The following is a 14,535-nucleotide window of genomic DNA, read 5'->3' as shown; positions in this document are numbered from 1 at the left end:
GGTCAGGCTCCCGGAAACTGGAAGAGGCGATCGACGCGCCAACGCGGCCGTGCGCCGCCAAGTGTCAAGACAAGCTTGGGGGGAAGCGGCAGCTCGTGAAATGAAGATTCGTTCGAATCCATCTGGTAGCCGGCCGTGTTTGGGTAGATCAGCAGATCGCCGGGTTCCGGGCGCTGCCCGAATGCGATCTTGCGCCAGGTCAGCATGTCCGAATCGAGGCAGCTCGCCCCGCCGACACAGGCGCGATAAGGCGCGCCCGTGCGTGGCGATCGCGAGGGCTCGCGCGCCGCGCTCAGCAGTTCCGGATCGGGCAGAAATTCGCTGGCGAACCATTGCTCCGAAACGCTGAAGCTCGTGCCATTGACGGTCGCGATGCCATAGTCGCCGCAGTCCTTCACGCCCTGCACGGCAAAGACCGTGAATCCTGCCTGATCCAGCAGTGCACGCCCCGGTTCCAGCATGATTTTCAGGCCATACTCGCGGGCCAGTTCGGCGAGCGTTGCGGACTCCGTGTCGGGAGTGCCCGCCAGGATTGCATCGAGCATCCGCGCGCCGCTGCAGGCAGAGTGATACGGATAGAAGCCGCCGAATACCTTGTTCGCGTGGTAATCGTCCGGCCGGTGTGCGCGCTGGAATGCGCGCCAGTCGCTCTCGCTGGCGTACGACATCGCGAAGCCGCCGCCGATATTGATCGTGTTCGGCGCAAGGCCGAGTTCACGAGCAGCCATGCACGCACGCATCGCCATCGCGGCCTGATTGCAGCGCTCCATCGCGCTGTAACCGGACAGATGAAACGAGAACCCTTCGAGAGCGACCGACGCCTGCGTCGCGGCACAGGTCGACAACGCAACGCGGAGTGCCTCGGCACTCGATCCGAATCGACTATCGCCTCGTGCCGTGGGCGCCATGCGCAACAGAATGCGCGCGACCCGCCTCGCCTGTCCCGAGATCGCGATCAGCCGATCGAGTTCCTCCTCGCTGTCGATCGCGATCAACGCATCGTGCGAAACCGCGAGCCGCAGCAGTGCCTCCGACTTCGACGGCCCGGATACACCGATATCGGTCCCGCACACCCCGGCGGCCAACGCTTCCGAGAATTCGCCCATGCTCGCGACGTCGACGCCGATCCCGGATGCCGCGGCCGCATGCGCGAAGCATCGCGCCTTGTTCGCCTTCTTCGCATAGTAAATGCGCCCCGACACCTGGCGATCGTCCAGTACGCGCTGAAATTCGGCGACATTGCGCGCGAAGCGCCCTGGAAACAGGAAATGAATGGGTGCGTCGAAGCCATCGACAAGATCGTGGATCATCGCCTGATGTCCGTCCACGAAATCGCGCAGTAGCGGATCCCACAACGCGGGCAATCGGGGAATATCCGTCACCATAGTTCGACTTCCCGGCCGAGCCTTTTCGCCAGCGCGGCATCGGCCAGCACGCGCCCGAGCGCGATGTCCGTCACGATCATTCCGCTGTTGAACGCGTAAACGATATCGGTGTCGTTGCGCCGTGCAGGCTTGCGGCCCAGCAGTATGTCCGGCAACTCGGCGTCGACGGAAGGCAGTTTTCCGGCTTCGTCCACGAGATCGGCGCCGGTCACCTGCATTTGCGCCTCGCTCGTCGCGATGCGGTAATCGGCGCAATGCAGCGCGTCAGCATGAATTCCGTATCCGACCAGCAGCGCCAGCGCGCCCGGCTTCAGCGCCGCGTGCCGCACGGCCTCCGATACACCGGCGCCAGCCACGCCCAGCACGATGTCGGCCTCGTTCGCGGAGGCGACGAGATCCTTCGACACTTCGATGTCACGATCCGGGTGAAAGCGCTTCAGCGTATTGCGCACGGCGTCGATTCCCGACTCGTAGTGACCGTGCACGATCACGCGCTCGATGTCCGGCAATGCGGTGAGCAGGAACGGCGCCGCCATCCGCCCCTGCGTGCCCGTGCCGACGACGAGGGCCGTTCGCGCCCGCGGCGCCGCCGCGCGCGCGATCAGGGCCGACACCGCCGGCGTGCGCAGCGACCCGACAAGACTGCCGTCCATCAACGCGACAGGCAGGCCCGTTTCGTCGTCGAACAGCAACAACGTCGTGTAGTACTTCTGAAGTTCGCGGTTATGTTCCGGATCGAACTTATACGAGGTCTTGAAACCGACCGTTCTGCGTCCACCGTCTCGACCCAGCATCGAGTACGCGACGGAATGCTTGTCCGCCGGCTGGCTCATCAGCTTGCGCGGATTGTCTGATTCGCCGGTGCCGAGGCCAAGGTATGCCCGTTCGACGGCTTCGAGCACCATCGATGGGTCGTAGTCGAGTTCGTCGATCGTGCGCTTGCCAAGCACCAGGAGTTTCGAGGGTTGCGTCGCGAGCCGCGGCCGAATGTCCGCGTCGGGTTTGGCGTCATCTGCCATCGTGGATATCATCGTATTCACTCGTGTCTCACCGGATTTCACGTATCGAAGGGGCCTGCCGCATGCAGCGTGCAGGTTGACTTGAACATGGATGTAACTGGGCGACGCCGGTGGACCGGATCGCCTCGTCGCCGCGCCATTCATCGTGTGCAATGGGTTTCGAAATCGGCCATGAATCGGACGGATCGATCCCGTCGAAAAGAGTCATTTGTTTCCCTCGTGTGAAATCCGGCACTCGCCTGTCTGACATCGGGCGAATACGCTGCTTTCGGTGTCGACGACCGATGCACCGCGTGTTGCATTTCGCGGTCGTCTTCTCTCGATATTGTTCGGTGGAGCTGAATCGGATGTGTCGGTCGACTGGCGACACGTTCCATTACCGCGGGTGCTTCATGCTTAGCGGCGTATTCATCATGCGATCTCGTTTCTCGAAGGTGGGATTACAGGTAATAAAAAAGTAATTTACAACCGTTTCATTTTTCATCTAACCCACTCTTATAATTTCGCAATCCGAATCAATTGAATTATAAAATTCATCATTGGCGTCAATTCGAACCACAAGATCACTCGCAATTGACGCTGATCAAGTAATCATCGCTTCGATAACGAAAATACCGTGCTTCGCCTGCGGTTCATCAGGCACGGGCTGACGAGTTCAGAAAATTCGGCGGGATTCTCCCAACGTCGGCATAGCTGCTTTGCAGGCGGCCTCAAGGTCACATCAATCTGAAACCCCATCAACGTCGATGGTGGCGGCCGACAGAGAATGAAAATCGCTCGTATTTATAAACCAGCCACCACTTTTCTTGCAAACACTTTATTCAATCATTTCAAATACCTTTACGGCGATCGTCATTGAGCCATGAAAGTGAAAATTGCGACCGATAGCTGCTTGATAGCAGAATCGAAAGGCCCGGCTTGCGCGCCGGCATCAGGTTGCTGCGCCTGTCAATGTGCGGCCCGGGCATCCAAGCGTGAAGAGATACGGAAACACCGGACAAGGCGGGCTCATCCATTCCACGGCGCTCCGATGTCACTCAACATGCCGCCTGGACGATAGGCTCCTTGAAGTCGCCAAAGCGCCCCGCATCGGGGGCCGCCGAAATGTTCGGGGTGGATACGCCGTTCCGGTGTCCCCGGCCCGATGGTCGTCTCCTTTCGGCGTCGAGTTCAGTCGAGCACCCACTTTTTTATTTATGTCGTCCTAATCAATATCGATGCACTCATGCTGCCGTGTTTCGACATGAGGCATCGTGAACGACACATCGCGTTTCCCCAATAGAAAAGCCCGGCCCGCATCGAAGCGGGCCGGGCCGTGACGCGATGCGTGCTGCTTACAGCGCGCCGCCTTGCGCCGACGCCGAGCCCTTCACGCCAACCGACGCGCCGCCCTGCACCGAGTTCGTCGTGCCTTCGAGCGCCTCGCCGGCCTTCGCCTTCGCGCCGCCGGCGACGTCGCCCGCGGTCGACACCGCGCCTTGTGCATGGCTCTTCGCCGAGCCCGCGACGCGCTTCACGTGCGACTTCGTCGCGTGGACGGCCGACGCCGCCGCATCCTTCGTCGCGCCGGCCGCCGAACCGACCGCCTGCGTCGCGCCGCCGACCGCCGCGCCGGCTGCCGAGCCCACGCCGCCGACCGTCTTGCCGACGCCGTTCAGCGCACCGCCGACGACATCGCCCGCGCCCGAACCCGAACCTGCCGCATTCGCGCCGCCGCCGGCCTGCACACCCACGCCGCCGCCGAGCAGCGGCGTCCGGACCTGGGCGCCGACGCCTGCGGAACCCTGCGCACCGGTCTGGGCCGTCTGTGCGAATGCAGCCGAAGTCGCCATCGCCGTCAGAGCGGCACCCAGCAGAATCGTGCGAATCGTGTTCATGGTCATTCTCCCCAAAGACGTTGTTGCTGCGGGCCGCCTTCGTGCGGCTTGTCGCATGCCTCGCCGCGACATGCGGCAGGTGGAGCTAATGTAGCGGCGGCGGCGTGCAAAACGATCGAATTGCGGGGACTGTTACTTCCGTTGCAAATGCTGACGATTGACTCACACTGTTTGACAATCGGAGGTTTACGGCGGGGCGGCCGCTCTATTCGACGATGGACGGGCGCGGCCCGGGCCGGCAGACGTGCTTCATGCCGGCCGCCTCATCTGCATTCCGAAGGATGAGGATCGCGTGGCCGTCGATGCGGCCGCGTCACGATGCACGGCCCGGCCGCTAACGAGCGGACCGGCGCCGTGCGTACGCTGCCCGGCTACGGCCGGAACGTATCGCCGAGCACGATGCCTTCGCGACGCGGATCGGTGCCGCCCTGCAACGCGGGCGACTGGCCGACCGTCACACGCATCACCGTGTTGACGCCGCTCGCCTGCGCGGACGTCGATACCTTGTGCCCGAGCGCGAGCAGCCCCGTGATCAGCGGATCGTTCGCGCCGTTGTTCGCCGGGTTGACGTTCGGATGCTCGCCGCCGATCGTGGTCGTCGGGCTGTTGCTCGCGCCGAAATCGACGAGCCCCGCCGACTGCTGTGCATCGAGCCCCCAGTCGAGCGCGCCGACCAGCGTCTTGACCACGTATTGCGGAATCGTGCCGCCGCCCGGCGAACCTGTCGCCATCACGAAGTCGCCGCGCGAGCCGTCGGCAGCCTGCCCGAACACGATCGTCGGCGCCATCGAGCTGCGCGGCCGCTTGCCCGGCTGCAGGCGGTTCGCGACCGGATTGCCGGACGTGTCGAGCGGGTTCGCGGAGAAGTCGGTCAACTGGTTGTTCAGCAGGAAGCCGTTGGTCATGTGAAACGAGCCCATGCTCGATTCGACCGTCGTCGTCGCGCTCAGCACGTTGCCGTCGCCATCCACGATCGTGAACTGGTTCGTGCCATGCTCGATCAGCGTCGTGTCGACACCGAGCGGCACGGCACCGAGATTGCCGGGCTGCGCGGTACCCATGCTCTTGGCCGGGTCGATCAGCGCCGCGCGCGATTTCAAGTACGGCTTGTTCAGCAACGTGTTCCACGTGCCGCCCGGCAGCGGCACGAAGTCGGTATCGGCCACGTACTTGTCGCGGTCGGCATACGCGAGCCGTTCGGCTTCGGTAACGAGGTGAACGCCCGCGACGGTCGGCTTGCCGCCTTCGAGATCGATCGCCGTCGGTTTCAGCGACTTCAGGTCATAGTTCTCGAGGATGCCGAGCGCCGATGCGACCGCGATGCCGCCCGACGACGGCGGCGGCATCCCGCAAACCCAGTAACTGCGATAGGTCGTGCACACCGGGTCGCGGCGCTTCGCCTGATACGCGGCAAGATCGGCGACGGTCGTCTTGCCCGGCGTGAGCGTCGAGCCGCCCGCGCCCTTCGTCGCGGCGATCTTCGCGACGATGTCCTGCGCGATCTGCCCCGTATACAGCGCATTCGCGCCCGACTGCGCCATCAGCGACAGCGTGCGCGCGTAGGCCGGATTCTTCAGAACGGTGCCGAGCGTCTTCGGCGAACCATCGGCGTTCAGGAAATACGCGGCGGCTTCGGGGTCGCGCTTCAGGTTCGCGGCATTCGCGGCGATCGCGTCGGCCAGCCGGCCGCCGATCGGGAAACCGTTGGTCGCGAGCGTGATCGCATCGCCGAACAGGCTCTGCCACGGCAAGCGGCCGTGATCCTGTTGCAGCGCCTCGATGAGCCGCGGCACGCCGATCGTGCCGATCGAGCGGCCGCTCGCGCGCGCGCTCGGCAGCGGCGCCGAATGATCGGTGGCGTCATCGACGTAGCGCAGGTAGTTCTCGGTCGCGGCGGCCGGCGCGGTTTCGCGGCCGTCGTATGCCTGCAGCGTCTTGCCGCGCGCATCGTAGTAGAGCAGCACGCCGCCCGAGCCGAGGCCCGTCGCCTCGGGCACCGTCAGGCCCAGCACGGCCTGCACGGCGACCGCCGCGTCGGCGGCCGTGCCGCCCTTCTTCAACACCGCGCAACCGGCCGCGCTCGCGTACGCGTTCGACGTTGCCACGAGGTACGTTTTCGCATAGACGGGCTTCATCCCGGTGCGATAGCCCGACGACGCTTCCGGCAGCGACGGGTCGCCCGGCTGGTTCGAGCCCACCACGACCGTCGCGCCGCTGTTGTCGACCGCGAGGCAGCTCGCATCGGCGGAAGGCGCGGTCGTGCGGGCCGCCTCGTTCTCGACGTCGCCGCCACAGGCGGTCAGCAGGGCTGCCGCGAGCAACGCGGACGCATACGGAAAAATCGCTGTTCTGTGCATTGTCTGCCGATGTTCCTGTCGATCGTTGCGATGGGCATCCTGTTGCCGGCAACCGCCTCGGTGCCCGGGCAACGTGTTCGATACTCGCACGGACAAAATTTTTCCGGCAATAGGGAAATCACGTCACGCAGCCGAAAGTTGTGTACGCAACGTCACCGAACCGGCATGCGGGTTTGCCTGCTGCATCGCAATGCGGCTTACATCGCGACGCAAATGGCGTTCGCCGTGCTCGCGCGGCCGGGCAGGCAAGCCCGCGCCGGCACGGCTGCGGCGCCTTCGCGCGACGCGCGGCAGCCGCGCCATTGCGCACGCTGCCCGCGCTCGACGACGCCTGCGGTCTTGCCTGAAGCTCGGCTTCCCCGCACGGCAGGTCGCGCTCGAGCCGGCCGGCGGCAAATGGTCAGGAATCCCGATATCGAAGCAATGGAACCGCGTACCGGATACGTTCCGAGTCTTCATCACGCTGTTGCGCGTGCTCGTTTGCCTGACGATGAACGATGACGACATCGACGGCACGCGTACCGCAGCCTGACGGATCGGCATCGCCGCGCTCCGCCCTGGCATCCGGACGATTGCCGGCGTCACCGCGTCCGGCTATAAAGCGGGGATGGACACGACTCGCTGGATTCACGACCCCGTCGGCGCGTTTCGCGCCTGGCAGGAAACCACTGCGGCCGGCGCCGGCCGCCGGCCGTTCGCGCCGCGCTCGGTCGTGCAGCACGTCGCGATGTTCGAGCGATTCCTGCGCCACCTGAGCGCACACCGCGTGTCGCTCGCGACATTCGGGCCCGACCACGTCGCAGCCTTCCTCGCCGAACTCGACCGCACCTGCGCGCCCGGCACGTCGACGCGCGTGCGCTATGCGAAGCTGATCGACCGGCTCGGTCGGCATCTGGTCGACACCGGTGTGCGGACGGTCCATCCGGCCGGCCGATCGACGCGCGATCTCGCATGGCCGGACGGCGAGCCCGAGCCCTGCTACCTGCCGCCCGATGCCGACGCGGCGCTGCAGCGCCACGTGCAGCCTCGAGCGAACGACACGCCGGCCGACTGCCGGAATCGCGCGATCGTCGCGCTGCTGCTCGCGAGCGGCATCACGTCGGCCGAGATCCGCGCGGCGACAGGCGACGCACTCGATCTCGACGCGCGACCGGCGGCATTGTCGGTACCGCGCGATCGCGCGCGGCCGGCGCGCCGGATCGCGCTCGCCGCGTTCGCGGTGGCGCCGCTCGCCGCATGGCGCGCGCACTCGACCGACGTGCCGCCGTCGGCGCGGCTGTTTCCCGCGCCGCGCGGGGGAGCGATGAACGACATGTTCCTGCTGCTGGTCGTACGTGACGCGCTGAACGCGATCGGCTTTCGCGCAGCGGACATGAGCCCGCGCATACTGCGCAATACCTATGCGCGCCGCCAGTTGCTCGCCGGCCACGCGCATGCCGATGTCACGGCGATGCTCGGCCTCGCCAGCATGCGAACGGTCACGCGCATCCGGCAGACGCTGCCGCCCGATGCGGCCGCGGATCGCGCCGCTCGCGAGCGCTGAACGCGCGCCGCCGGGGCGGACCGTGTTCCTCCCGGTTCGCTATTCGCCCGGCCTCGACTGGACCAGCCGCAGAATCCGCGTGTCGTACGGCGCTTGCATCACTTCCGCGATACGGATACTGGACGCGGCCGGATGCAGCGGATTCAACAGGAAGTTATGGGCGTGCGGCACGACGACGCTCGGCACGCGCAGCAGCGCGCTCGGCTGCGTGTGCAGCCACTCGGTGCCGGCGCTGCGGGTCCAGTCGACGTTCGTTCGCCAGTCCTCTGGCGCATCGCCTTCGGCGATTTCGGCCACGTCCACGGAATCGGGCACCTCGATACGCAGCAACTGGTAGCCGCTCGGCAATTGCGCGACGGTCGCGATTTCGAAATGAACCAGCGTCTCGAGCAACGCGAGCGCCGGATGCTCGGCGAGATACACGACCGGCTGCCCGGCGAAATGCCAGCGCCCACCGGCCCGCAACCCGCCGACACCTTTCAGGTCGGCGTAATTGCTGATCCGCCACAGCGTCGTCAAGCGAAATACCCCTCGTCGATCTGCGTGAGGGCCTCTTCGACGAGCCGCGCGCCATGCTCGGTGCTCGCCATGTCGAGCGACGTGCGGCCGCCGAAGCGCTGGAGCCCGTTGCGCAGCCACGCCATCGCCTTGTCCTGGTCGCCGAACGTGGCTGTCGCCTGCGCGACGATGCGTGCGAGACGAATCGCCTTGTCCGACTCTTCCGGCGACAGGCGTTCGTGCGCCTGGCGACGATGGCTCAGCGTGCGGCGCGGGATGATGAAGGCCAGCTCGTCCGATTTCAGCCCGCGCTCGGACAGGCGATCGATCACCGACACGTCGACGCGCGCGCTCGCCAGTTCGGCCAGATCCGCGCCCGAGCGAACGCGGATCGCCAGCAACTGTTCGAGAATCGTGAATTCGGCCTGACGCGGATGGGCGACGCCCGAAGGATGAAAAGCGATGGTGCTCATGACCTGTCTCCGGCAATTTGCCCCATCATTATAGGCGTTTTGCCGTATGCTTGCGGACGGCCGAGCATCGGGGTTTGCCCGTCGGGCTGGCAGGCCGGTATTCGGGGACACGCGAATCGGAGATTCGCCTCGGGGAGTGGGCACACAAATTCAGTATATAAAATCACGCCCCTGATTGCCCGAAGTTGTCACGTAACAATTTTCCGACGGCAATACGCGAGTCGAACGAACGCCCCTTGTCCCCCGGGTTCGGCCAAGGCCGCGAGGGTGGCGTCGGCGCCGAATGCGCCGTACGCCCGGCAGTCGATCAACGTCGGCCGAGGCGCGGCCGCCCTCCCCCGCTCAGTCGGCCCATGCGGACGCCCGAATCACGCTGCAGAAGTTGCCCGCACGGAAATGCGGATCCTTGTCCGCGAGCACGTCGGCCTTTACGTTGCCGAACGTCGTGCCGGGCTTGTGCTTGATGCCGTCGTAGAACGCCTGAATGATGTCTTCCTTGAAATGCGGCGTGCGCGGATGCGCGCGCACGACCGCTTCCCGCTCGACGTCGCTGTATTCCGGGTAAGCGAGGCCCAGTACGTCCATCTCGACGCCCGCCGTGACCAGCGCGACGACAGGATGCATGTGTTGCGGAATGCCCGGCGTGGTATGCAGTGCGATCGACGTCCACACGACGTCGATGTCCTGTTGCGATATCCCGTGGCCCTTCAGAAAATCGCGGGCGGCATTGGCACCGTCCACTTCAAAGCGCTCGCATGCGCTGCTGTGCCGGTGCGTGAGCCCCATGTCATGGAACATGCAGCCGCAATAGAGTAGCTCGGGATCGTAGTCGAGCCCGCGGCGCCGGCCCGCCAGCGCCGCGAAATAAAACACGCGGCTCGAGTGATGGAACAACAGCTCGGACTCGGTATCGCGCACGAGTTCGGTAATCTCGCGCGTCAGTCGCGTAGCGGGAAGGGTAATGCCGGCAACACTCACAGTCATGGTCGACCTCCGTGGAAGATACCCTCGATTCTCCGGAGTCCGACGTATGTCTTAAATAGACATGTCACGACAAATTCTGCCATTTTGCGCGATCGACGGACACGATGCCTGCACGGCGAAAGCGGCGCCCCTATACTGCTGCGCATCACGTTCGATACAACACGCAACGATCATGCCGAAGGTCGTGGGTATTTTCGCCGTTCCGGGCGTTCAGCTGCTCGACGTCTCCGCGCCGCTCGACGTGTTCGCGCAGGCGAACGCCGAATGCGGGAAACCGTTCTATGCGTTGCGGATCATCGCGGCCGGGCCAGGCCCGATCCGCAGTTCGTCCGGTGCGCGATTGCTGCCCGACTGGATCGCGCCCGACATCCCCGAGCGCATCGACACGCTGCTGGTCGCCGGCGCGCCGAACGCCGGCCAGATCGCGCTGCGCACCGACCTCCTCGCGTGGCTGCGCGCGGCGGCCGTGCAAAGCAGGCGCTACGGCTCGATCTGCACCGGCGCGTTCCTCCTCGCGGCCACCGGCCTGCTGAAAGGGCGTCACCTGACCACGCACTGGGCCGCTGCCGACGCGCTCGCGCAGGCGTATCCGTCGCTCGCGGTCGACGCCGACGCGCTGTACGTGCGCGACGGCAAGCTGCGCACCGGCGCCGGCGTCACGGCCGGGCTGGATCTGGCACTCGCACTGGTCGAGGAGGATCTCGGCCGCGAGATCGCGCGGCGGGTCGCCGCGCAACTGGTGATGTTCTTCAAGCGCCCAGGCGGGCAGCTCCAGTTCAGCCGCAAGGGCGAAGCGCGCCCCGCCGGGCGTTCGGTGTTGCAGGAGGTCCAGCGCTGGATCGCGGCGCATCCCGAGCTCGAGCATTCGGTGGCCGAGATGGCGAAGCACGCGGGCATGAGCGCGCGCCATTTCGCGCGGTTGTTCCGCGCGGAGGTCGGCATGACGCCGGCCGCGTGGGTCGAGGTGACGCGCATCTCGGCCGCCCGCCGGTTGCTCGAGAACGGCCACGACACGCCGAAGCAGGTCGCCGCGAAATGCGGCTTCGCGAACGTCGATACGCTCAGGCGAGCGTTCACCCGGCATGTCGGCATCACGCCGGCCGAATACCGGAAACGGCAGGCGACCCTGGCGGCGTGATGCGAAACGGGCAATGCCGACGGCCTCGAAAAAATAATTCGGAATGCGATTCAACTGCCCCTCTCGCATCTGTCGCGCCGATCGACTCGATCGCCCCCGAAGGCTCCGCTCGTGCTCGGGCACGCCGGCAATATTCAGACGAAACGCCATGCCGCGCGAATCGTTTACCCAGTTGCAATAATGATTCGCTGCAACGCGTATTTCCGACCGGTAACGCGATCGTTACGATGCAATCAACCGCTGAACGCAACGAGCGAAGCGCGAAATCAACAGAACCGGAGGTCACCATGAAGTCGTTCATTACCGCTGTCGTCGCCGCAACTGCCCTGTTCGCGTCGTACGGTGCATCCGCGCAATCGACCCCGTCGGGCCAGCTCACGCGTGCCGAGGTGCGAGCGGAACTCGTCCAGCTCGAACAGGCCGGCTACAAGCCCGAAGTCTCCGATCCGTATTACCCGCGTGCGCTGCAGGCCGCCCAGGCCCGCGTGGCGAACGCCGATCAAACCGGCTACGGCGCGCAAGCAGCCGCCGGCGCGCGTGCCGGCCGCGCAATCGCGGTCAAGCAGGAAGGCCGCGACTCGATCTATTTCGGCCAGTAAGCCGGATACGCGCCCGCGTATTCGCGGCGTACTCGCGCCGTATTCCGATACGCACGTCGTACACGCGACACCCCGCTCCCGTTCACCGGGGCGGGGTGTTTGCTTTCCGGTCGTCCGCTTCCGTCCCCCGGTCGCGCGACGCGGTACCGTTCACGCAGGCGTCCGGTGTTTGCGCATAGAATGGCCCGTGGTCGGCGCCGGCCGGAACGAACGCGAGCGGTATCACGACGCCCGCTGGCCGGCCCGATGTCGCACTCGGCGCATTTTTCGAAAAGGAGCGGTTTCATGTCTCAAACATCCGGTTCCACGATCACGTTTCGCCGCCCGGACGGTCAGGAGCTGCAGGGCTATCTCGCCACGCCGGCACGGACCGAAGGCGCGCCCGCGGTCGTCGTCATCCAGGAATGGTGGGGGTTGAACGACCAGATCCGCGGCGTCGCGGATCGTCTCGCGCGCTGCGGCTACTTCGCGCTCGTGCCCGACCTGTATCGCGGCAAGTCGACCGTCGAGGAGGAAGAAGCGCACCACTTGATGACCGGCCTCGATTTCGGCGACGCCGCGTCGCAGGACATTCCCGGCGCGGTCGCGTACCTGAAGACGCTCGCGCCGCGTGTCGCGGTGACGGGCTACTGCATGGGCGGCGCCCTCACGCTGCTGTCGCTGCAGTATGCCGAAGCCGACGCCGGCGTCACGTGGTACGGTCTGCCGCCGCTCGACTACCTCGACCCGGCCAAGCTCAAGGTGCCGCTGATGGGTCACTGGGCGACGCAGGATGCGTTCTTCACGATCGACCAGGTCGACGCACTGGAAAAGAAGCTGACCGATGCGAACGTCGGTTTCGAATTCCACCGCTATCTCGCGCACCATGCGTTCGCGAACGAGACGGCCGTCGGCCCCGGGCGCATCGCCGGCACGCAGTTCGATCCGGTGTGGTCGCAGATGGCGTGGGATCGCACGCTCACGTTCTTCGGCCGGACACTCTGGACGAAGCAAGCGTAACGTCATGCCGCGCCTCGCACGGGCGACGGTACACAACACAACGCCACGGACTTTCGTCCGTGGCGTTCTCGTTTCCGCATACAGCCGGTTCGACACGCAAGCGCGGCGAACCGCGCCTGTCCCGCTCTGCGCTTACCCGTTCGCCGCTGCCGACGCAGGCGCCGGCGCGGCCGCCTTGTCGTAGTCGACCGGTGCATCCGGCGCGCGCGGCGCTTCGCCGGCACGCTGGATCCACCCGCCGCCGAGTGCGCGGTACAGGTCGACCAGGTTCGTCCAGCGGGCCAGACGCGCGCTGATCAGCGACTGCTGCGCCGAGTACAGATCCGTCTGCGCGGTCAGCACCGACAGGTAGCTGTCGACGCCGTTCTTGTACCGCAGGTCCGACAGGTCGAAGCGCCGCTGCTGCGCGTGCTCGTTGCGCTCGAGCGCCGCGATCTGCTGGTCGTACGTGCCGCGTGCGGCGAGGCCATCCGCCACTTCGCGGAACGCCGACTGGATCGCCTTCTCGTAGTTCGCGATCTCGATGCGCTTCTGCACGTTCGCGAGATTCAGGTTCGCGATGTTCTGCCCGCCCTCGAAGATCGGCATCGTGATCTGCGGCGCGAATGACCAGGCGGCCGTGCCGGCCTTGAACAGACCGCCGAGCGTCGGGCTGCCGGTGCCGAACGCACCCGTCAGCGAGATACGCGGGAAGAATGCCGCGCGCGCCGCACCGATGTTCGCGTTTGCAGCCAGCAGCGTCTGCTCGGCCTGCATCACGTCCGGACGCCGCGTGAGCAGATCCGACGGAAGGCCTGCCGGCACGTCCGTCAGCAGATTCTGCGCGTCGAGCGGCATGCCGGCCGGCAGGTCGTCCGGCAACGGCTCGCCGATCAGCAACACCAGCGCGTTCAGCGCCTGCGCACGCGCACGCGCCTGCGCCTGCTGGTTCGCGAGCGCCGTCTCGACCACCGTCTGCGCCTGACGCAGCTCGAGCTCGGAGCCCGTGCCGTTGTCGAACTGCAGCTTCGTCAGGTCGTACGATGCCTGCGCGGTCTTCAGCGTGTTTTCCGTGACCTTCAGCAGATCGTCGGTCGACAGCAGCGTCAGGTACTGGTCAGCCACCTGCGACACCAGCGAGATTTCCGATGCCTGCCGGGCATACGACGTCGACAGGTACTGCGCGAGCGCCTGGTCCTTCAGGCTCTGCACGCGGCCGAACAGGTCGAGCTCCCACGACGCCGAGAGCCCGACGTTGTAGGCGCGCGAGATGTACGGCGCACCGGTCCGCGAAAGGCCCTGCGGCACGCGCTGGATACTGCCCGTGCCCGTGCCGTCGAGCGTCGGGAACAGCCCCGCGCGCGTGATCTGGTACTGCGCGCGCGCCGCCTCGATGTTCAGCACCGACACGCGCAGGTCGCGGTTGTTTTTCAGCGCGATCTCGATCAGCCGCTGCAGGCGCGGATCGACGAAGAACTCGCGCCAGCCGATGGCGGTCGCAGCTTGCCCGTTCGCGCTACGCGCGCCGGCCGCGCCCGGCTGCGTCGCGTAGACGCCGCCGGCCGGGTACGCCTGCGCGACGGGCGCGTCGGGCCGCTTGTAATGCGGCGCCATCGTGCAGCCGGCGGCAAACAGCGCGGCAGCCAGTGCGACCGCGGTTGCGGTCAAAGCATGTTTTCGCATC

The 14,535-nt window shown here is 65.9% G+C and carries 14 protein-coding genes; 5 read left to right on the top strand and 9 right to left on the bottom strand.

Annotation, left to right across the window (positions count from 1 at the left end; all coding sequences use genetic code 11):
* Positions 1-2: 2 nt before the first annotated feature.
* The 5 genes from WS64_RS18750 to WS64_RS18735 form a co-directional block, all read right to left on the bottom strand.
* Entirely contained in the window at positions 3-1,385 is a 1,383-nt protein-coding gene (locus WS64_RS18750; RefSeq protein ID WP_060967275.1) for an alanine racemase, read from the bottom strand.
* Positions 1,379-2,548, bottom strand: coding sequence for an ornithine cyclodeaminase family protein (locus tag WS64_RS18745; RefSeq protein ID WP_244166617.1), 1,170 nt, complete (start codon positions 2,546-2,548; stop codon positions 1,379-1,381). Before WS64_RS18745 ends, WS64_RS18750 begins: the two co-directional genes overlap by 7 nt.
* A gap of 686 nt (positions 2,549-3,234) precedes the next feature.
* On the bottom strand, positions 3,235-3,420 hold the full coding sequence (locus WS64_RS34395) for a hypothetical protein (RefSeq protein WP_155720451.1): 186 nt from the start codon (positions 3,418-3,420) through the stop codon (positions 3,235-3,237).
* A 318-nt stretch (positions 3,421-3,738) separates the two neighbouring features.
* Positions 3,739-4,281, bottom strand: coding sequence for a hypothetical protein (locus tag WS64_RS18740; protein WP_060967273.1), 543 nt, complete (start codon positions 4,279-4,281; stop codon positions 3,739-3,741).
* A 371-nt stretch (positions 4,282-4,652) separates the two neighbouring features.
* A complete protein-coding gene (locus WS64_RS18735) occupies positions 4,653-6,638 on the bottom strand; it encodes a gamma-glutamyltransferase family protein (protein WP_060967272.1) in 1,986 nt (661 codons plus the stop codon).
* Positions 6,639-6,711: 73 nt separating this feature from the next.
* On the opposite strand from WS64_RS18735, the gene WS64_RS18730 reads away from it, so the two are divergent.
* Positions 6,712-7,170 carry a hypothetical protein gene (locus tag WS64_RS18730; RefSeq protein ID WP_155720450.1) on the top strand — a complete coding sequence of 153 codons (459 nt, stop codon included), beginning with the start codon at positions 6,712-6,714 and terminating at the stop codon, positions 7,168-7,170.
* A 75-nt stretch (positions 7,171-7,245) separates the two neighbouring features.
* A complete protein-coding gene (locus WS64_RS18725; protein ID WP_060967270.1) occupies positions 7,246-8,181 on the top strand; it encodes a tyrosine-type recombinase/integrase in 936 nt (311 codons plus the stop codon).
* A gap of 39 nt (positions 8,182-8,220) precedes the next feature.
* Here the strand turns inward: WS64_RS18725 and WS64_RS18720 are convergent, their stop codons facing one another.
* The 3 genes from WS64_RS18720 to WS64_RS18710 form a co-directional block, all read right to left on the bottom strand.
* A complete protein-coding gene (locus tag WS64_RS18720; protein WP_060317467.1) occupies positions 8,221-8,700 on the bottom strand; it encodes an RES family NAD+ phosphorylase in 480 nt (159 codons plus the stop codon).
* Positions 8,697-9,152 (bottom strand): type II RES/Xre toxin-antitoxin system antitoxin, encoded by a 456-nt coding sequence (gene parS, locus WS64_RS18715; protein WP_006480981.1) that lies wholly within the window; start codon positions 9,150-9,152, stop codon positions 8,697-8,699. Before parS ends, WS64_RS18720 begins: the two co-directional genes overlap by 4 nt.
* A 342-nt stretch (positions 9,153-9,494) precedes the next feature.
* Positions 9,495-10,136, bottom strand: coding sequence for an HD domain-containing protein (locus tag WS64_RS18710; protein ID WP_060967269.1), 642 nt, complete (start codon positions 10,134-10,136; stop codon positions 9,495-9,497).
* A 172-nt stretch (positions 10,137-10,308) separates the two neighbouring features.
* On the opposite strand from WS64_RS18710, the gene WS64_RS18705 reads away from it, so the two are divergent.
* The 3 genes from WS64_RS18705 to WS64_RS18695 all read left to right on the top strand — a co-directional run bounded on the left by WS64_RS18705 (position 10,309) and on the right by WS64_RS18695 (position 12,872).
* A complete protein-coding gene (locus WS64_RS18705; protein ID WP_059638648.1) occupies positions 10,309-11,274 on the top strand; it encodes a GlxA family transcriptional regulator in 966 nt (321 codons plus the stop codon).
* Between the two features lie 287 nt (positions 11,275-11,561).
* Entirely contained in the window at positions 11,562-11,873 is a 312-nt protein-coding gene (locus tag WS64_RS18700) for a DUF4148 domain-containing protein (RefSeq protein WP_060967268.1), read from the top strand.
* 285 nt (positions 11,874-12,158) lie between these two features.
* The gene (locus WS64_RS18695) at positions 12,159-12,872 is read left to right on the top strand and encodes a dienelactone hydrolase family protein (protein WP_059579575.1); all 714 of its coding nucleotides are present in this window, start codon (positions 12,159-12,161) and stop codon (positions 12,870-12,872) included.
* 132 nt (positions 12,873-13,004) lie between these two features.
* Here WS64_RS18695 and WS64_RS18690 read toward each other — a convergent pair whose 3' ends face one another.
* Positions 13,005-14,534: an efflux transporter outer membrane subunit gene (locus WS64_RS18690; RefSeq protein WP_060967267.1), complete on the bottom strand. Its 1,530-nt coding sequence runs from the start codon at positions 14,532-14,534 to the stop codon at positions 13,005-13,007.
* Between the last annotated feature and the right edge of the window lies 1 nt (position 14,535).

The sequence above is a fragment of the Burkholderia anthina genome (assembly GCF_001547525.1).
Classification (GTDB): domain Bacteria; phylum Pseudomonadota; class Gammaproteobacteria; order Burkholderiales; family Burkholderiaceae; genus Burkholderia; species Burkholderia semiarida.
The sequence above is the reverse complement of the archived record's forward strand: the minus strand, read 5'-3'. Positions and strand labels throughout refer to the sequence as shown.